The organism is Salinibaculum sp. SYNS191 (genome assembly GCF_037338445.1).
Lineage (GTDB): Archaea > Halobacteriota > Halobacteria > Halobacteriales > Haloarculaceae > Salinibaculum > Salinibaculum marinum.
Window position 1 is genome coordinate 3,474,023 of the sequence record NZ_CP147838.1, and the last position, 16,397, is coordinate 3,490,419.

Sequence of the window (16,397 nt, forward strand, 5' to 3'; positions counted from 1 at the left end):
TCCGCCATGGTACGGTTGATTGTCGGCACTGACGGCGAGCAGACCAGCGAACGGCTCGTCGAGTACCTCCAGCGGGTTCTCGACGAGGACGACGCGGTGTACGGCGTGAACTCTCTCGTCGGCGGGGACAGAACCTCCGCCGACGACATCGCCGACGGCGAGGCGGCACTCGACGTCCTGGAGGATGGACTCGGGGAGAGCGTCGAGTTCGAGGCCGACCAGTTCGTCCGGGGCAACGAGCCCGTCGTCGACCTGCTGGACGCGGCCGACCGCCACGACGCCGACGAGTTCGTCATCGGCATCCGCAAGCGCTCCCCGGTCGGGAAGATGGTCTTCGGCTCGACCGCGCAACATCTCCTGCTCGAGACCGACCTCCCCGTCCGGACCGTCCCGCTCGTCTCGGACTGACCGAAACCGTTTTTGGACACGTGAGTCCAGATAGAGACATGACTCGTCAGGAACTCGCGACAGCCAGCGACCTGCTCGCGTCGGCCGCGGAAGACAGCAGCGGCGACGACGCGGACCGTCTCGCGGACCTCTCGGCCCAGCTCGACACGCTGGCCGAGCGGGACACCGACCCCGACCACGGCCGCCTCGCACGCATCGAATCCGCCCTGGGTGACGTCCAGAGCGACGCCAGCGACGACGTCGCCGCGACCATCGACGACGCGCTCGACGCCATCCACGACTTCCGCGAGACCATCGAGGGCGTCTAGAAGCAGCACTCCTGGCTACCGGGTACCGGGTGCAACTGGTCGGTCCGGCGTAGCGACGGGTCCCGGCCTGCGGCGGGACCGAAAAGACCGTCACGGGTCGCCTGGGGTAACACAAACCGCTGTTTGTACCATCAGTAGGCCTACTTGGGTCCCGGGTCCAGGGACTGTATGGACAGACGCACGTTTCTCGCGACGGGACTGGCCGGGGCCGGCCTCGCCACTGCCGGCTGTTCCGGGCTGCTCGGCAGCACAGTCCCGCTGACCGTCGAGGAGACGGAACCGGAGGACGAGGGCCGCGAAAAGTACCTCATCTGCCGCCACGACGGCCAGCGCATCCTCGCGGTCGGCTTCGACCAGCGCTCGCTCCAGCGCTCGCCCACCGACGACTTCGGCTTTCGCATCACGAACTCCCACGACGACACGAAAATCGAGTCGTTCACCGTCGACCTCCGCGCGCCGCGGACGTCCGTCGACCCGCCGGCGAACATCTACCTCAAGGCCCCTTCCGGCGGGCTCTGGCCGGACCTCACCTACGAGGAGGTCGAAGACCTCTGGACGCGCATCGAACTCGACGACACCGGCGAACTGGGGGAGGGCACGCTGAATCTGGAGACGCTCGTCGACCCCAACGCGACGCCGGTCACGGAGGTCGGCATCCGGGTCGAGATGGAACTGTCCTCGACGGAGTCCGGCCGGCGGTACACCCTCGACACTGTCACCGAGTTCGAACCCGTCGTCGAACGGTCCTGAGGGTCGAACCGCGGTTTCAAGGCGGCGGCCCGCGCAGTCGGGAGCATGCTCAGAGCAGTCGACGGGATGGAACCCGACGTCGCCGACTCGGCCTACGTCGACGAGGCCGCGGTCGTCATCGGCGACGTGGTCGTCGAGGACGAGGCCAGCGTCTGGCCGAACACCACGCTGCGCGGGGACCACGGACAGATCGTGGTCGGCGAACGCGCGAACGTCCAGGACAACGCCGTGCTCCACGAGGACGCCGTCCTCGGCCCGGACGTCACGGTCGGCCACAGCGCCATCGTCCACGCCTGCACGGTCGAACGCGGCGCGCTCGTCGGTATGAACGCCGTGGTCCTCGATGACGCACACATCGGGGAGGGAGCGGTCGTCGCGGCCGGCAGCGTCGTCACCGACGGCACCGAGGTCCCGCCGGAGACGATGGTGGTCGGCGCGCCGGCCGAGGTGAAGGCCGAACTCGACGGGTCGATGAGCGAGGCGACGGCCGAGCACTACGCCGACCTGGCGCGCACGTACGAGGCGACCGGCGAGCGACTGGACGAGCGGTAGTCACCCGGTCAGCGTTCCGCGCCAGGCGTCCCAGGCCACGTCACAGCCGACGTGGACGGCGAGGACGACGCCGGCCGCCAGCGCGAGCGGCGGCGAGACGGCCGAGAGCGCGGCCACGAGCGCCACCGTGATGACGGCGTGACTCGCCAGCCGCGTCCAGACACCCACGTCGCCGACCTCGAAGATGGCGTCCTGGTCGAGCAGTGCCATCCGGGGGTCACGGAGACAGCGGACCAGCGGTTCCCACGTCCCGGTCCGGACGCGGGCGATGAGGAAGTGGTCGAGGTCGACGAACGTCCCCAGCAGCGCCGCCCCGACGACGAGCAGCGGGGCCGACAGCGGCGTCTCGACTGTCAGCGCCAGGACGACGCCGACGGCGGCCGAAATCGGGAAGTGGTGCCGCGAGCGCATACGGCGGTCAGTCGCCGCCCCCGTCTTCGTCCCGGTCGGTCGGGACGCCTGAGAGAGTGCCGTCGCTCATGCGCTTGGCGCGCAGGTATCGCGCGCGCCAGCGGTTCGCGCCGTCGCTGAAATCGGCCTCGCGCACGTCGTCCGCCCGGCCGTCGGCGACGGCGTCGACGATTTCCTCGACCTGTTCCTTCTCGCTGGGCGTGAGTTCGAACTCGTAGGTCCGCGCCTCCTCGCCCTCGATGCGGGCCCAGCGCCGGGCGGCAGAGATGACGAGCGAGCAGGGTTCCCGGCAGGGGAACGTCCCGTCCCCACCGTGGACGTCCAGGTCGGTCTCCTCGTCGTACTCCCACTCGCGCCGTTTCAGGCACTGGGAATCCGCACAGCAGGCTTCGGCGACCCACTCGACGTGCTCGTGGCCCTCGCCGCGGTCCCAGGTGTCGACGACGCCGTAGATACCGGTCTGCCGGCCGGCGGTCTCCCGCCAGTGGCTCACGTCCAGGTCGCCCGCCCGCTCGCGGTGCCAGTTCGCAATCGTCGCGGGGTAGAAGGTGTCGACCGCTCTGACCACCGCGGCCGGTTCGAGGTCGACGAAGGCCCACCCGCGCTGGAGCGTCGGCGCAGTCGAGAGCGGGCGGTAGCGCCCGCGGTCGTCGTGCTTGGCGAGTTCCCGGGCGTCCAGCGGGTCCGTGTGGACGGCCAGGTCCTCGACGCGCTCGCCGGCGTCGTCGACGTGGCGGACCTCGTACGCGCGCCGGCCGACCTCGACGGTTCGCGCCCGGATGCGGAGTTGCCCCCAGTCCCGGGCGACACCGTCGGCCAGGCGCTCGCGCCGGTCGGACAGGGACAGGTCGTCGGCACCCTCGACCCACCGGAGGAACGCCCGGCGGTCGGGTGCGTCCGGTGCGACTCGCTCCCAGAAGTACCACTCCGTGACGGCCTCGCTGTGGCGGCGCGCGGCGTCGCGAAGTTCCGCGTCGGTGAGTCCGTGGTAGGTCGCGTCCGGCACCGAGAAGTCGTAGGTGCCGTCCGACTCGCTGGCCGTCAGTACCTCGGTGTCGACCCCCTCCGCGGCCGCCGTCAGGAGCGCCTCGACCTGCTCGGCCTTCATCGGCTCCCCTCCACGGTACCGGCCGCTCCGACGCTCGCTGTCTCCACGTCCGCGCCGGCGTCGAGTGCCCGCTCCAGCACCACGTCCGCGAGCAGGGGTTCGGTCCCGACAGCGCCCGCGTACCAGATGCGCCGGCCGTCGACAGTCGCCGGCGTCTCCCACTCGCCGCTGCCGTCGGTCAGGCCCATGTCCTCGGGGATGTCCTCCCGGGTGTGGTAGCCGTCGGCGATAAAGAGCGGGACGACGACGACGTCCTCCGTCGAGAAGTGGCCGGTCACGCCGTCGACTTCCGGTTCCTCGTCGAGAAAGAGCGCCCGGACCTCCGCGAAGCGCCCGCGCTCGCGGATCCGGTCGGCGTGGTACTCGATGGCCTTCGCGGAGTTCTCGTTGCGCTTCGTCCCGTGGCCGACGACCGCGAGCCCGACGCCCGGCCCCACGTCGGGGTCGCCCGTGACGGACTTCGCCCGCTGGACGATGACGTCGCTCATCTCGTCGTGGGTCCCGACCGGACCGCAGTAGTGGACCGTCGCCCCGACGTCGCCGGCCGTGAAGGTGGCGTGGTCGGCGCTGGTCCCGTCGGAGTCCCAGGCGGCGGGGTCCCACTCCTCCAGGCGGAGTTCGCGGGGAATCACCTCCTCGGTGAAGTACCCCTCGCTGATGAACAGCGGGACGACGTACACCTCGTCGGCGGTGAGCGTCCGCAGTACTTCGCGGAAGGACGGCTCCTCCTTCCAGAACGCTTCCCTGACTTCGTCGAACGCCCCCGTCGCGCGGATGCGGTCGGCGTGCGCGAAGGCGGGCGCGCTCGACCCGGGATTGAGGTGGGACCCGTGGGCCGCGATGACGAGCGCGGTGGTCATACGCGGGATAGGGCGGAGCCGTCCTTTAGGACTTCGTCCCCGGCAGGGTCAGGACCGTCGTATATATATCTTCTCCCGGGTTGCTGTCTCGGCAACTCACGGACTCGGTTTATGGAAGCGGGGAGTGAAGACCGGAGTGCGATGGTCCCGAATCGGTCCTCCGTGCTGGTGGTCTGTCTCGCCGCCGCTCTCGCCCTGAGCGGGTGCGCAGGCCAGCAGCTCACCGACGACCAGGAGCAGCGTGTCGCCGAGAAGTTCGAGGAGCGGCTGTCGGAAATCGACGGGTATCACGCGACCGTAACGGTATCGTCCACGTTCGACAACCGGAGTTTCGAGATGACCACGGAGGTGTGGGCCCGTACCGGTACCGGCGAGATGCGCCAGGAAGTCCTCGCCCCACCGGACCGGGCCGGCAGCAAGACCGTCTCGAACGGGTCGGTCATGTGGACGTACAACGCCGCCGAGAACACGGCCACTCGCATCGAGGTCCCCGACGTGGGCACGACCAACACCGTCCCGCGGGTCGAACGGCTGGTCGAGAACTTCGACATCTACTCGAACGGGACGGTCGACCTGAACGGGACGGAGACGCACAAACTGACGCTCGTCCCCAACGAGTCCGCTGGCCCCGCCCTCTCGGGAACCATCACCATGTGGGTCGACACCGAGAAACTGTTCCCGGTGAAGATGTCGATGGCGTTCGGCGAGGCGACGTCTACCGTCCGCTACCGGAACCTGACGCTCGATCCCGACTTCGAGGACGGGACCTTCGAGTTCGACCTCCCCGAAGACGCCGAGGTCCGGACACCCTCCACCCCGAACGTCTCGGAGTTCCAGTCCTACGACCGCCTCGCTGACGCCGTCGACCGCCCGATTCCCGGGCGGGAACTGGCCGACCGGTTCGCCTTCGAGCGCGGGTCGGTCGTCGACGGGTCGACGTCCATCGTCTCGCTGGAGTACGCCGACCGCGACCGGACGGTGACGATGCAGGTGACGGCGGCCGGCGAGAGGAATCCGTCCGACGGCGAGAACGTCTCGGTCGGCGACCGGACCGCCCAGTACTCGGAGTTCGGGCAGATGGCGTCGCTCACCTGGACCTGCGAGGACACCGCCTACACCCTCCTCGGACAGTTCGAGCAGGAGACGCTGGTCGACATCGCCGCCGACATCGAGTGCCCGAGTCCCCGCTGACGCACATCACCATCCCCACTGACGCGTATCTCCCCGCTGACGTTCGCGCCCTCCCCACACACCCCCCCCCAATGACAGGAGACAGTCACGTTCGTCACACAGTGTCCGGTCCCCCGCGCAAACTGGTGTGATGTGGTCACAACGGACTCGCAAGGCATATTAGTGGGTTTCCGACAACAGTACCAACAGAGTTGCATGAAAGCCGACGCCCGCTCCCGGCCGGTGCGGACCGGCCGGCGTGCCCTCGTCGCTGCCCTCCTGCTCGCCGTTCTCCTCTCGGGGTGTAGTGCCTTCACCGGGTCCGACTCCCCCCCTGCCGCCCGGCGAGGAGGCGGCCGAGGAGTACCGGAGTCTCGACGGTTACACCGCGACCGTCGATATCGACCAGAGCCAGGACACCGACCAGCGCGTCCGCGTCTGGTTCGACCCCGACGACGGTAACTCCCGCGCGAAGATCCTGGCTCCGGTGTCACAGGCCGGGAACCTCTACGTCGCCAACGGGTCCGCAATCGTCCAGTACAACGCCACGTCGAACGAGTACATCCAGGTCTCGACGTCGGGTACCGACCGCTTCGAGTCCAGCGCCCAGCGCGTCGAGGCAGCCGTCGCCGACGCGCGTGCGGGAGGAAATACGACCGACGGGCCGCCGGTCGGCGGGGCGCCGCTCCCGGTCGTCCCCGACGCCGGCGAGGGAACGCCTGAGAGCGAGGGGGACTCCCAGGGGCAGTTCCGCGTCAGCTACGAGGGGACCCAGCAGATTGCCGGGCGGACCGCACACGTGCTGAACTACACCGCGGCCGGCAATCGGACGCAGGGCATCCTCCAGCAGACGCTCTGGCTCGATACGGAGCACTTCGTGACGCTGAAGCTCCATCAGGAGTCCCGCTTCGGCGGGAACCGGTCGACGTACACCTACGAACTGTCGAACGTCAGCTTCGAGACCGACTTCGGCCCCGACCGGTTCAGGTTCGACCCGCCGCCGGGGGCGACGGCCAACCGCTCGGAGTCGTACGACCTGACGAGCTTCGACTCCAGGGACGACCTGGTCGCGGCGACGGACGTTCCCGTCCCCGACCCGGCCGTTCCCGGCCGGTACGCGCTCGTCCAGGCCGACCGCATTGACGGCGGGACGTTCGACGCCGTCCAGCTATCCTACCGCGCGACCACCTCGCGGCTCGTCGTAACGAAGACCAGCGAGCAGTCCTACATCGACACGTCGGAGGGGAAACCGGTCGCCATCGGCGACCGGACCGGTCGCTTCCGGTCCTCCGGCGTGAGTTCTATCGTCGTCTGGGAGTGTGGCGAGTACATCTACGTGGTCGCCGGCGACCTGCCGGAGTCGTCGATGGTCGACGTCGCACGGTCGGTCGCGTGTGGCTGAGACGGGTGCCGAACCCACCGGCCCGCTCAGGGTTTCTCGTACAGCGAGTAGGTGATGAAGCCGAGGCCGACGAGTTGAATCGTCCGGCTTGCGGCCAGGAGGTAGCGTTCGAGGTTCGCCAGGTCGGGCTGGAAGTTGATGACGAGCGTGCCGACGAACGACAGCGTGAACGGGACGGCCGTCAGGAAGATGAGTCCCAGCGAGAGGTACTGCATCGAGCGGCTGTCGTTGCGCCGGAAGCCGCGGTAGGCCTGGTAGCCGATGACCAGCCCCAGCACGACGGACGCGACGGCGACGACGACCTCGCCCCAGTACAGTAGCGACGTCATAGGTCCTGCCACATCCTCGTGAAGCGGTCGGCGACGTCCTCTTCAGCCTCCGCGCGGGTGATGTCGGCCCGCATCTCGCCGTCCTCGAAGGATACCGAGAACGACTCCAGCCGCGAGGCGTACACCTTGTAGTGGTTGCCGTCGGGCTGGGGCTGTAGCTGTTCCTCTACGAGGTCACACTCTTTCAGGCGGTCGATGCGCCGGTATATCGTCGTGACCGACGCGTCGCACCGCTCGCTCAGTGTTTGTGCAGACATGGGTTCGGCACTCGTCGCTGTGAGGATTGCGCGAGCGTACTCGTCGTCGAGAAGTGCGAGTACCTTCTCGTCGTCACAGTCCTCACTCACGTCCGGTGGCTAGACCCCGGCGTATTTAAAACTGGAATCGTAGTTGCCGACTCTGCAACTGCGCTCGCGGGACCGCAGAGTTGAAACGGTGGCCCGTGTACCTTTCGCCAATGACGCTACGCGTGACGAACTCGCTCTCGGGCGAGCGGGAACCCTTCGAGCCGGCCGACCCCGAGTCCGTGCTGCTGTACTACTGCGGGCTGACGACGTCGGACCCCGCCCACCTCGGCCACGCCCGCGGGTGGGTCCACGTCGACGTGATGCACCGCTGGCTCGAACACCTCGGCTACGACGTCCGCCACGTCGAGAACTTCACCGACGTCAACGAGAAAATCGTCGCCCGCGTGGGCGAGGCCGGCGACAGCGAGGCCGACGTCGCCCGCTCGTACATCCGCGACGTCATCGCCGACATGCGCTCGCTGAACCTGCAGCGTGCCGACGTCTATCCGCGCGTCTCCGAGCACGTCCCCGAAATCGTCGACCTCGTGGAGACCCTCGTCGAGAAGGGCTACGCCTACGAGTCCAGCGGCTCGGTGTACTTCGACGTGACTGCCTTCGACGACTACGGGAAACTCTCCAACCAGAACGTCGAGGAACTCGACGCCCAGGGCGAGGAGCGCGAGCGCGCCGAGAAGCGCAACCCAGCCGACTTTGCCCTCTGGAAGGCCGACGGCGTCGCCCCCGAGGAGATTGCCGACCACCAGCACGAGGGGGCCGCGCCCGCCGACGAGGCCGTCGAGACGGCCGAGACGTGGGACTCGCCGTGGGGCGAGGGACGGCCCGGCTGGCACATCGAGTGCTCCGCGATGAGCATGGCCCACCTCGACGAGACCATCGACATCCACGTCGGCGGCCAGGACCTCGTCTTCCCCCACCACGAGAACGAAATCGCCCAGAGCGAGGCCGCGACGGGGCAGACCTTCGCCCGCTACTGGCTGCACGTCCGCCTGCTCGACGCCGCCGACGACGAGAAGATGTCCTCCTCGCTGGGCAACTTCGAGACCGTCGCCGAGGCCATCGACACCTACGGTGCCGACGCCGTCCGGACGTTCCTGCTGTCGACGGCCTACCACAACGAGGCGGTCTACAGCCGGGCGACGATGAACGAGGCCGTCGAGCGCTGGGACGGCATCGAGCGCGGGTACGAGCGCGCCGTCGAGGCCTGCGACAGCGTCGACGCCCGGACGAAAGTCCACGACGAGGACCTCCGGGCGGCCGTCGACGCCACCCACGAGGACTTTGCCGCCGCGATGAACGACGACTTCAACACCCGCCGCGCGCTGGCGGCGCTGGAGGGACTCGTCTCCGCCGTGAACGCCCACGTCGACGCCCGCGACGAGTACGACTACCGCGGGCTCCGGATGGCCGTCGAGACGCTGGAGGAGTTCGCCGGTGGCATCTTCGGTCTGACGCTCGGCGACAGCGGCGGCGGTGGCGAGGTGGCCGTCGCCGAGGACCTGGTGGAACTCGTGCTCTCGGTCCGCGAACGCGAGCGCGCGGCCGGCAACTACGAGCGGGCGGACGAACTCCGCGACGAACTGGAGGCGCTGGGCGTCGAGGTGCAGGACACCGACGACGGCGCGACGTTCCGGTTCGAGTGAGTGGACCGTAGCGGTTGCCGGACCGTATTCTAGGTTTAAGCGAACGCATCCCGTAGTTTCACTGGCAGAAAGGCGCGCCTCGCGGTCGCCTCCACGCGGCGCGCCGCCACACCAACTATCATGTCATCCGATTCCACCCACTCCGACGCGGAGACGACACCGACCGGTTCGTTCGCACCGGTCGAGCACCTCGTCGAGCGCATCCAGGACAGTGCGAGCGTCGACCGCGTGTTCGGCGACCCGATAACCGCCGAGGGACGGACGCTCGTGCCGGTCGCGCGGGTCGCCTACGGCTTCGGCGGGGGATTCGGGAGCGGCGACGGCGACGAGGACGGCGAGGGTGGCGAGGGCGGCGGTGTCGGCGGCGGCGTCGACGCCCGCCCTCTGGGAGTCCTCGAAGTGACCGACGCGGAGACGCGGTTCGTCCGCTTTACCGACTGGCGACGGACGGCGCTCGCCGTCGGCGTCGGCCTCGTCCTGGGTCTCCTGCTCGGCCGCCGCACCCGCGGCGAGTAGTCCGTCCACACCCCGTCAGATGCCGAGTGCCAGCGGGACCAGCAGGACGCCCATCAGGTTCGCCCGCTTGGCCCCGTAGCGGCCGGGAACGAGTCCGACGAGCGTGCTGACCGTGAAGACGACGAGTCCGAGGGCGCCGGCGATGGCGACAGAGAGCAACGCGAGCACGCCGAGGACGCCGACCGACAGGCGCGTGTTGTCGGCGCTCCCCACCGCGGCCAGGTAGCGGTCCCCGACCGCGAGCACGAGCGCGAACCCCGCCGCGGCGGCGATGGCGACGCTCGCCAGCAGGAGCGGGAGCACGACCGGCACACCGGCGTCTTCCAGCGCGACCAGGACGCCGGTGCGGGGATTCCCGAGTGCGACCAGCGCGAACAGCGCAAAGATCGTGTTGGCTGTGTTGACGCCGCTGGTCGCCACGAGGAACGCCCGCGGGCCACGGGCCGGCAGGACCACGAGGGCACCGGTGGCGGCGATGGCGCTGGAGATGCCGGGGAGGTAGCCGACCACTGCCCCGGCCAGCGTCCCGACGAGTGCGACGCTGGCCACGAAGCGCCGCGACGTCGTGACTGTCCCGTCGGCCTGCGGCGGGACGCCCTCGCCGCCGACTGCCTCGACCAGCACGGGCGCGCCGAACAGCCCCGCGAAAAGCGGCGCGAGCATCTCCCCGGCCGGCAGGACGCCCTCCGCCGGCAGGTCCAGTGCGAGGATGCCGAGCGCCCCGCTCCCGGCGAGCGCGAGCGTCGCGCCAACCTGCGCCCACGTCGTCCGCTCCGTCACGACGAGCAGGACGGCGACGCTACCGAGTACGAGGGAGAGATGGTCGCTGACGACTGGATACGCCCGCTCCATCGCCGCCGTCACCGGCAGCGCGAGCGGCACGGCGAATGCGACGGCAAGGGCGCTCCCGAGCGCGGAGAGGCGAAGCGCCTCGCGGCCCCGGCCACGGAGCACCAGTCGATGCCCCGGGAGCGCACTGGCGGCCATGGCGGGGTCGGGGACGCCCAGCGCCAGCGCGGGCACGACGTCGAGGAACGTGTGGACGACGCCCGCGGCGAGCATCGCCGCACCGACGTACCGCCGCGGGCCTGGGACCGAGGGAGCGACGGCCGCCAGCAGGAGGGCGAAGTTGTTGGCGTGCAGTCCCGGCGTGAGTCCGCTGACGGTCCCCAGCGCGACGCCGCTGGCGACGAAGGCCAGCGCCAGCGCTGTCCGGCCGGGACCGAACGCGAGGCTGGCGCTCCAGACGTCCATCGCGCCATGGTGGCCGGCGATTCGTACTTGAACCTTCGGGGTAGAATCAGTCGTCCGTTGCCGGGCTGTGGCCCCGCTCGGGCTCGTTTTCCAGTCGGTTCGCGCCCTCGAAGGGGCGTGCCGGCTCCGCCGTTTGCTCGGGGTCGAGCACCCTGATGTGGCCGTCGCTCCGGATCAGTACGTTCCACGTCTCGACGGTGAACGCGAGGACCGTTTCACCGACGATTCGCGTGTCTCGCCCGCCTATCAGGCGATTCACCGCCTGCACGTCGATGTAGTCGTACAGCGGCGGGAGGTCCATCGGGTCGGTTCCCTGTGCGGTCGCAACGGCTTCGGCGACCGCTTCGACAGGCGAGGCGTTGCTGTCGGGGTCGTACCGCGCCTCGTGTACGACGGCCGATTCGCAGTACACCGTCAGTTGCGCAGATTCCATCGACTCTGGCTACCCATGAGACTCACTTGAGTCTGGCGCTAGAACTGTTTATCCAGGCTTGAGGAGCCGGAAATCGACTGGCACGTAGTCCGATGGTATCCGCACTCCGGAGCCGTCGCTGGGTGTCGCTGCGCCGAAAGAAAGTGTGTGTTTTAACCGAACAGCTCGCCGAGGCCTTCGCCTGCGTCGCCCTCGTCCTCGTCGTCGTCGCCTGCTTCCTCTTCTTCGGCTGCTTCCTCTTCCTCGGCTGCTTCCTCTTCTTCGCCGCCTTCGTCGTCGTCGCCCGCTGCAGGGGCCGCAGCGCCGCCGGTCGTGGCCGGCACCGCGGTGGCCTCCTCGACGGCCTCGTCGATGTCGACGTCCTCGAGCGCGGCGACGAGCGCCTTGACCCGGGACTCCTCCACGTCGACGCCCGCGGCGTCGAGCACGTTGGTCAGGTTGTCTTCGTTGAGTTCTTCGCCCGATTCGTTCAGGATGAGTGCTGCGTATACGTATTCCATTGTTAGTCTCCGAACATGTCGCCGAGTGCGTCGCCCGCGTCGCCTTCGTCCTCGTCTTCGTCGTCTTCGTCGTCGTCGGCGGGTTCGGGCTCGGCTTCGTCCTCTTGCTCGTCAGTCGATTCGTCCGCGTCTGCGGTCTCAGGCGCTGCCTGTTCTGCCGCGACGTCCTGGAGTTCCTCCGGCAGAGCGTCCTCGTCGTCTATCTGTCCCGCGAGGGCACGGACCTGCGAGTCGGCCTTGCGGACGAGGTCCGGCATGACGTCCGGATCCTCGATGGCCGCGTAGATGCCGAGGTTCTTGGCCTCGCCGCTGGCCTTGGCCAGCAGCGCCGGGACCGTCGCCGTCGTCGGGAAGCTCGCGTTGATGGCGAGGTTCCGGCCGCGGCCGGCCGCGGCGGAGATGTCGTCCCGGTAGGCGTCGATGTCCAGTTCCAGGTCCTCGGGTTCGAACAGCACGCCGTCGCCGAAGACGGAGCGCAGGTCGAGCCCGACTTCCTTGGGCTCGATGCCCAGTTCGGCCAGCACGTTCGCGAGGTCCGCGTCGACCTCCTCGCCGGCGTCGAGCACGGTCGAGTCCTCGAGCACCTGGATGGAGCCCTCCTGGATGCGCGCGTTCGCGCCGACGGCCTGCAGTTCCCCGACGAACGGACCGGGGTCGACGCCGGTGTCGCCCTCCGGAATCACGACGTCGTTGGGGGCGACCTCGCCGGCGTTGATGGGTGCAGAGGTCTTCGAGGCCTCCAGCTCCTGGTAGAGGCTGAAGGGGTTGTCGTTGGTGCCGATGAGGCCGACCTGGCCGCTGACGTAGTCGGTCAGGTCCTCCAGGCCCTCGTCGGCCCAGTCGAGTGCGCGCACGAGCAGCGTGTTCCGGGAGACGCGCAGTTCGGCGGTCCCGTGGAGGTTCCGGCGCATGTCCTGCAGCTGCTGGCTGGGAATGCCGGTGATGTCCACGACGCCGACGCTGTCGTAGGCGTCGAGGAAGTCGACGATTGCGTCGACCTCCTCGCGCTTCCACTCCGGAATCGTCTCGGTTTTGCGTTCACTCTCCGCGCTCATCTCAGGCCACCTCCACGGCCGGGCCCATCGTCGTCTTCACGAACACGTTGTCGATGTTCATCGGTCCCTTCTCCAGGTCCGCGTGGAGACGGCGAAGGATGACGTCGATGTTGTCCGCGATCTCTTCTGCGGACATGTCCTCCGCGCCGACGCGCGTGTGGAACGTTCGCCGGTCGCCGCTGCGGAGCTGGACGGAGTTCTTCAGCCGCTCGACCACATCGACGACGTCGTCGTCGGGGCTGAGCGGGTCGGGCATCTTCCCGCGCGGACCGAGAACGGTCCCGAGGTAGCGCCCGATGTTCTGCATCATGTTCTCCTCCGCGATGAAGAAGTCCGTCGCCTCTGCGAGGTCCTTCGCGGCGTCGTCGTCGTCACCGAGGTCCGCCAGGTCGTCGCCGTCGAGAACGTCGTCGGCAACCTCCCTGGCACGGACCGCGGTTTCGCCCTCCGCGAACACCACAATGGACGTCTCCTGTCCTGTACCTTCGGGCAGCACGATACTCTCGTCTACCCTGTTCGATGGATCGTTGAGGTCAAGATCACGCAAGTTGATCGCGAGGTCCACCGTCTCACGGAAGTTCCGTGGCGGGGCCTCGTCGAGTGCGCGAGATACTGCCTCCTCTATCTCCTGATCTGCCATTGTTCACCTCCGTAGTGCGCCTGCGGCTCCTACGGGTCAGTGAAACAGGCCTGCGCCTGTCTCGTCCGACCACACGCCGAAGTGAAACTTAAAACCGTCGAACCCGCGCCAGCGGCGAATCCCCCGTAGACCGGCGGTAACGGGCGAATGGTAGCCGTTCGCAAACGCCGGTCCGGGCGGCCAGGACAACCGTGGCTGGGGCTGTCCGGCGAGGGTCAACAGAACGTCGTGGTGGCCGGGTCGAGCGTGTGCAGCGGCCGACCTGCTTGTGCTTCGGCGGCCGCGCTTACGCGGCGGCTTCCTCAGCGAAGACACCGAAAATCTCGCGGTGCTCGATTGTCGAGTTTTCGCCTCGAAACAGCCTACGCGGCTGCTTCTTCGGCGAAGACGTCGTCGTACTCGCCGGCGTCGATCTTCTTCTTGAACTCGCGGGGGTTCTCGCCCTCGATGGTGACGCCCAGCGACGTGCAGGTCCCGACGATCTCCTTCGCGGCGTTCTTGAGGTCGTAGGACAGCAGGTCGGTCTGCTTCTGATCGGCAATCTGCTTGACCTGGTCGACGGTCAGGTCCGCGACGAAGTCCTCCTGGGGTTCGCCGCTGCCCGTCTCGAAACCGGCCTCGTCCTTGATGAGTTCGGCCGTCGGCGGGACGCCGACCTCGATCTCGAAGGAGCCGTCCTCCTCGTAGGTGACGGTGACGGGCACTTCCGTGCCGTCGAACGCCGCGGTCTGGTCGTTTATCTCCTGGACGACTGCCTGTACGTCGACGGGGGTCGGGCCGAGTTCCGGACCGAGCGGTGGGCCGGGGTTGGCCTGCCCACCGGGAACGAGCACTTCGATAGTATCAGCCATATCCGCACATCCGTTCGTGCAGTTTTAAGGATTGCTTTTCGCGGCCCGTCCGTCACACCGACACAGAGTCCCCTGACCGCCGTCCCTCACGCGAGCGTGACGCCGTTGCGGGCGAGATACCCGCTGACGTCCTTGATGACGACGGGACTGCCGATGATGCGGACCCCGTCCGCCTCTCGCGTGATGGTCACGACGAACCGCGATTCGAGTTCCTCGCGGAGACCATCGAGCGCTCCCGGCGGGAGCAGTATCTGCGTGCTGTCACGCAGACGGGCCACTTCTGTCATTATCATGTGTGATTGTTCTCGTGACATTAGTGTGTCGAAACGCGCTCCGCCGTGTCGACCTCCCTCGTGTCCCGTCTGGTCCCGGCGCGATAGCCTCACGGCGGGGACCGCCCGTTGCTCACTTCTGGTCGCGGATTTCCGGCGTTCCGGTCATGATTCCCCTGAGGTCAGTCAGCGGTTCGCCGACCTCGATTCCGTCGCTCGTAATCCCGTACGGGCGGAGGGTGCGCTCGAAGTCGCTGGTTCGCTTCTTGAGAATACCGATCGCCTTCGTGAGTTCACCCTGGAGTTCGAGGTGGCGCAGGAAGACGACGTTGTCGGCGAGGTAGCTGATGTTCTCGCTGGTGGCACGGAAATCACTGTGGAACTCGGCCGTCTCGTCGACCAGGATGGTCGCGACGCCGACGTTGTTCAGGTACTTCCCCAGCGCGTGGAGGTGCTTGTTCGTCTGTGACTCCCGGCCCTGTAGCGTGAGCCGATAGCCGGCGACGCCGTCGACCATCACGATGCTCGTCCCGTTGGTCGCCACCTCGTCGCGGACGGACTCGGCGAACTCCTGTGGCGACTGTTCCAGCGCGTCGACCTCCTCGACGTGGAGGGTTCCCCGTTCGACCATCTCGGCCACGGGGATGCCGACGGCCTCCGACCGTGCGAGGAACGTGTCTTCGTTCTCCTCGAAGAGGTAGATGACCGACCGCTCGCCGCGGTCGGCGGCCGCGCTCGTGAACTGGGTCCCCAGCGTCGTCTTGCCGACTCCCGTCGGGCCGCTGATGATGGTGGTCGTGCCGCGTTCGATGCCCCCGTGTAGCAGGTCGTCCACCTCCGGCACGCCGGTGGGGAGCGGTTCGAGCGCGTACTCGGCGGCGTAGTCGCTGGGCTGGAGCTCGGGGTAGACGTGCATCCCCGCGTCGTCGATGCGGAAGGTGTGCTGTCCCGACCGGGTCGGCGACCCCCGGAACTTCGGCACGCTGACGAACTGCCCGTCGGACCCGATGTCGAAGGCCACCGCACCGTCGCTGATGAACTGCAGGTCGTCGGTCGGCACTGCGTCGGTCTCCTGCGTGGTGAACAGGACAGTCGCGCCCTGGTCCTGCAGAAAGCGCATGAAGCCGACGACCTGCTTGCGGAACTGGTACTCGCCGCTCGTGAGATAGCGCAGTTGCGTCAGCGGGTCGACGACGACCCGTTCTGGCTCGACCGCACGCACGCGCTCGACGATTTCCTCGGTGAGCGGCTGCTGTTCCACCTCCGCGGTGGGGAAGACGTCGTAGGACTCGTCTTCGGTGAACACGTCCGCGGAGGGGCTGAGGTCGAGGAAGTCGACGTCGTCGGTTTCGAACCCCAGCGACGCCGCGTTGGCTTTCAGGTCGTCGAGGTCCTCTTCGAGGTTGATGAACAGTACCCGCTCGCCCCGTTCGACGCCGGCGAGCAGGAAGTGAAAGCCGAGGATGGTCTTGCCGGCCCCGGGCGGGCCGCGGACCATGTAGCTGCGCTCCTCGATGAGTCCCCCGTGCAGGATGCTGTCCAGCCCGTCGATACCGGTCGAGAGCCGCGCCGGCTCGGAAGTCATACTCTCCCGTGTGAATCCGACCACTATATTGGTTTGTCATACAGA

At 68.1% G+C, this 16,397-nt stretch carries 21 protein-coding genes; 8 read left to right on the forward strand and 13 right to left on the reverse strand.

From position 1 onward, the window contains the following. Positions 1-6 precede the first annotated feature (6 nt). The 4 genes from WDJ57_RS17995 to WDJ57_RS18010 all read left to right on the forward strand — a co-directional run bounded on the left by WDJ57_RS17995 (position 7) and on the right by WDJ57_RS18010 (position 2,018). Positions 7-408: a universal stress protein gene (locus tag WDJ57_RS17995; protein WP_338902321.1), complete on the forward strand. Its 402-nt coding sequence runs from the start codon at positions 7-9 to the stop codon at positions 406-408. A 38-nt stretch (positions 409-446) separates the two neighbouring features. Beyond that, a complete protein-coding gene (locus WDJ57_RS18000; protein WP_338902322.1) occupies positions 447-716 on the forward strand; it encodes a DUF7553 family protein in 270 nt (89 codons plus the stop codon). A 168-nt stretch (positions 717-884) separates the two neighbouring features. Further along, positions 885-1,466, forward strand: coding sequence for a hypothetical protein (locus WDJ57_RS18005; protein WP_338902323.1), 582 nt, complete (start codon positions 885-887; stop codon positions 1,464-1,466). Between the two features lie 45 nt (positions 1,467-1,511). Next, complete coding sequence (locus WDJ57_RS18010; protein ID WP_338902324.1) at positions 1,512-2,018, forward strand: gamma carbonic anhydrase family protein; 507 nt, start codon at positions 1,512-1,514, stop codon at positions 2,016-2,018. On the opposite strand, the gene WDJ57_RS18015 is transcribed toward WDJ57_RS18010, so the two are convergent. The 3 genes from WDJ57_RS18015 to WDJ57_RS18025 are packed head-to-tail and all read right to left on the reverse strand — an operon-like array spanning position 2,019 to position 4,397. After that, complete coding sequence (locus WDJ57_RS18015) at positions 2,019-2,429, reverse strand: hypothetical protein (protein ID WP_338902325.1); 411 nt, start codon at positions 2,427-2,429, stop codon at positions 2,019-2,021. 7 nt (positions 2,430-2,436) lie between these two features. After that, on the reverse strand, positions 2,437-3,537 hold the full coding sequence (locus tag WDJ57_RS18020) for a DR2241 family protein (RefSeq protein WP_338902326.1): 1,101 nt from the start codon (positions 3,535-3,537) through the stop codon (positions 2,437-2,439). Next, positions 3,534-4,397 (reverse strand): CbiX/SirB N-terminal domain-containing protein, encoded by an 864-nt coding sequence (locus WDJ57_RS18025; protein WP_338902327.1) that lies wholly within the window; start codon positions 4,395-4,397, stop codon positions 3,534-3,536. The genes WDJ57_RS18020 and WDJ57_RS18025 overlap by 4 nt, the downstream gene beginning before the upstream one ends. 111 nt (positions 4,398-4,508) lie before the next feature. On the opposite strand from WDJ57_RS18025, the gene WDJ57_RS18030 reads away from it, so the two are divergent. After that, entirely contained in the window at positions 4,509-5,588 is a 1,080-nt protein-coding gene (locus WDJ57_RS18030) for a LolA family protein (RefSeq protein WP_338902329.1), read from the forward strand. Positions 5,589-5,874: 286 nt separating this feature from the next. Next, the gene (locus WDJ57_RS18035; RefSeq protein ID WP_338902330.1) at positions 5,875-6,969 is read left to right on the forward strand and encodes a hypothetical protein; all 1,095 of its coding nucleotides are present in this window, start codon (positions 5,875-5,877) and stop codon (positions 6,967-6,969) included. 26 nt (positions 6,970-6,995) lie between these two features. On the opposite strand, the gene WDJ57_RS18040 is transcribed toward WDJ57_RS18035, so the two are convergent. Both WDJ57_RS18040 and WDJ57_RS18045 read right to left on the reverse strand, forming a co-directional pair. Beyond that, entirely contained in the window at positions 6,996-7,298 is a 303-nt protein-coding gene (locus WDJ57_RS18040; RefSeq protein ID WP_338902331.1) for a DUF7521 family protein, read from the reverse strand. Beyond that, positions 7,295-7,645: an ArsR/SmtB family transcription factor gene (locus tag WDJ57_RS18045; protein ID WP_338902333.1), complete on the reverse strand. Its 351-nt coding sequence runs from the start codon at positions 7,643-7,645 to the stop codon at positions 7,295-7,297. The genes WDJ57_RS18040 and WDJ57_RS18045 overlap by 4 nt, the downstream gene beginning before the upstream one ends. Before the next feature lie 110 nt (positions 7,646-7,755). On the opposite strand from WDJ57_RS18045, the gene cysS reads away from it, so the two are divergent. Together cysS and WDJ57_RS18055 are read left to right on the forward strand one after the other, a co-directional pair. Then, positions 7,756-9,246 carry a cysteine--tRNA ligase gene (cysS, locus tag WDJ57_RS18050; protein ID WP_338902334.1) on the forward strand — a complete coding sequence of 497 codons (1,491 nt, stop codon included), beginning with the start codon at positions 7,756-7,758 and terminating at the stop codon, positions 9,244-9,246. Positions 9,247-9,366: 120 nt separating this feature from the next. Next, positions 9,367-9,762 carry a spore germination protein GerW family protein gene (locus WDJ57_RS18055; RefSeq protein ID WP_338902335.1) on the forward strand — a complete coding sequence of 132 codons (396 nt, stop codon included), beginning with the start codon at positions 9,367-9,369 and terminating at the stop codon, positions 9,760-9,762. A gap of 15 nt (positions 9,763-9,777) precedes the next feature. Here the strand turns inward: WDJ57_RS18055 and WDJ57_RS18060 are convergent, their stop codons facing one another. The 8 genes from WDJ57_RS18060 to WDJ57_RS18095 form a co-directional block, all read right to left on the reverse strand. Then, entirely contained in the window at positions 9,778-11,016 is a 1,239-nt protein-coding gene (locus WDJ57_RS18060; RefSeq protein WP_338902336.1) for a tripartite tricarboxylate transporter permease, read from the reverse strand. A 46-nt stretch (positions 11,017-11,062) separates the two neighbouring features. Beyond that, entirely contained in the window at positions 11,063-11,449 is a 387-nt protein-coding gene (locus tag WDJ57_RS18065) for a HalOD1 output domain-containing protein (RefSeq protein ID WP_338902337.1), read from the reverse strand. Between the two features lie 152 nt (positions 11,450-11,601). Beyond that, on the reverse strand, positions 11,602-11,949 hold the full coding sequence (gene rpl12p, locus WDJ57_RS18070; RefSeq protein WP_338902338.1) for a 50S ribosomal protein P1: 348 nt from the start codon (positions 11,947-11,949) through the stop codon (positions 11,602-11,604). A gap of 2 nt (positions 11,950-11,951) precedes the next feature. Continuing rightward, entirely contained in the window at positions 11,952-13,004 is a 1,053-nt protein-coding gene (locus WDJ57_RS18075; RefSeq protein ID WP_338902339.1) for a 50S ribosomal protein L10, read from the reverse strand. Between the two features lies 1 nt (position 13,005). After that, positions 13,006-13,644 carry a 50S ribosomal protein L1 gene (locus WDJ57_RS18080; RefSeq protein ID WP_338902340.1) on the reverse strand — a complete coding sequence of 213 codons (639 nt, stop codon included), beginning with the start codon at positions 13,642-13,644 and terminating at the stop codon, positions 13,006-13,008. 362 nt (positions 13,645-14,006) lie between these two features. Beyond that, entirely contained in the window at positions 14,007-14,495 is a 489-nt protein-coding gene (locus WDJ57_RS18085; RefSeq protein ID WP_338902341.1) for a 50S ribosomal protein L11, read from the reverse strand. Between the two features lie 86 nt (positions 14,496-14,581). Further along, a complete protein-coding gene (locus WDJ57_RS18090) occupies positions 14,582-14,782 on the reverse strand; it encodes a hypothetical protein (RefSeq protein WP_338902343.1) in 201 nt (66 codons plus the stop codon). Between the two features lie 118 nt (positions 14,783-14,900). After that, positions 14,901-16,352 (reverse strand): ATPase domain-containing protein, encoded by a 1,452-nt coding sequence (locus tag WDJ57_RS18095; RefSeq protein ID WP_338902344.1) that lies wholly within the window; start codon positions 16,350-16,352, stop codon positions 14,901-14,903. Positions 16,353-16,397: the final 45 nt, after the last annotated feature.

What these genes read in the sequence shown, in the direction of transcription:
- WDJ57_RS17995 (WP_338902321.1), top strand. Translation starts at nt 7, where the DNA reads ATGGTACGGTTGATTGTCGGCACTGACGGCGAGCAGACCAGCGAACGG.
- WDJ57_RS18000 (WP_338902322.1), top strand. Translation starts at nt 447, where the DNA reads ATGACTCGTCAGGAACTCGCGACAGCCAGCGACCTGCTCGCGTCGGCC.
- WDJ57_RS18005 (WP_338902323.1), top strand. Translation starts at nt 885, where the DNA reads ATGGACAGACGCACGTTTCTCGCGACGGGACTGGCCGGGGCCGGCCTC.
- WDJ57_RS18010 (WP_338902324.1), top strand. Translation starts at nt 1,512, where the DNA reads ATGCTCAGAGCAGTCGACGGGATGGAACCCGACGTCGCCGACTCGGCC.
- WDJ57_RS18015 (WP_338902325.1), bottom strand. Translation starts at nt 2,429, where the DNA reads ATGCGCTCGCGGCACCACTTCCCGATTTCGGCCGCCGTCGGCGTCGTC.
- WDJ57_RS18020 (WP_338902326.1), bottom strand. Translation starts at nt 3,537, where the DNA reads ATGAAGGCCGAGCAGGTCGAGGCGCTCCTGACGGCGGCCGCGGAGGGG.
- WDJ57_RS18025 (WP_338902327.1), bottom strand. Translation starts at nt 4,397, where the DNA reads ATGACCACCGCGCTCGTCATCGCGGCCCACGGGTCCCACCTCAATCCC.
- WDJ57_RS18030 (WP_338902329.1), top strand. Translation starts at nt 4,509, where the DNA reads ATGGAAGCGGGGAGTGAAGACCGGAGTGCGATGGTCCCGAATCGGTCC.
- WDJ57_RS18040 (WP_338902331.1), bottom strand. Translation starts at nt 7,298, where the DNA reads ATGACGTCGCTACTGTACTGGGGCGAGGTCGTCGTCGCCGTCGCGTCC.
- cysS (WP_338902334.1), top strand. Translation starts at nt 7,756, where the DNA reads ATGACGCTACGCGTGACGAACTCGCTCTCGGGCGAGCGGGAACCCTTC.
- WDJ57_RS18055 (WP_338902335.1), top strand. Translation starts at nt 9,367, where the DNA reads ATGTCATCCGATTCCACCCACTCCGACGCGGAGACGACACCGACCGGT.
- WDJ57_RS18060 (WP_338902336.1), bottom strand. Translation starts at nt 11,016, where the DNA reads ATGGACGTCTGGAGCGCCAGCCTCGCGTTCGGTCCCGGCCGGACAGCG.
- WDJ57_RS18065 (WP_338902337.1), bottom strand. Translation starts at nt 11,449, where the DNA reads ATGGAATCTGCGCAACTGACGGTGTACTGCGAATCGGCCGTCGTACAC.
- rpl12p (WP_338902338.1), bottom strand. Translation starts at nt 11,949, where the DNA reads ATGGAATACGTATACGCAGCACTCATCCTGAACGAATCGGGCGAAGAA.
- WDJ57_RS18075 (WP_338902339.1), bottom strand. Translation starts at nt 13,004, where the DNA reads ATGAGCGCGGAGAGTGAACGCAAAACCGAGACGATTCCGGAGTGGAAG.
- WDJ57_RS18080 (WP_338902340.1), bottom strand. Translation starts at nt 13,644, where the DNA reads ATGGCAGATCAGGAGATAGAGGAGGCAGTATCTCGCGCACTCGACGAG.
- WDJ57_RS18085 (WP_338902341.1), bottom strand. Translation starts at nt 14,495, where the DNA reads ATGGCTGATACTATCGAAGTGCTCGTTCCCGGTGGGCAGGCCAACCCC.
- WDJ57_RS18090 (WP_338902343.1), bottom strand. Translation starts at nt 14,782, where the DNA reads ATGACAGAAGTGGCCCGTCTGCGTGACAGCACGCAGATACTGCTCCCG.
- WDJ57_RS18095 (WP_338902344.1), bottom strand. Translation starts at nt 16,352, where the DNA reads ATGACTTCCGAGCCGGCGCGGCTCTCGACCGGTATCGACGGGCTGGAC.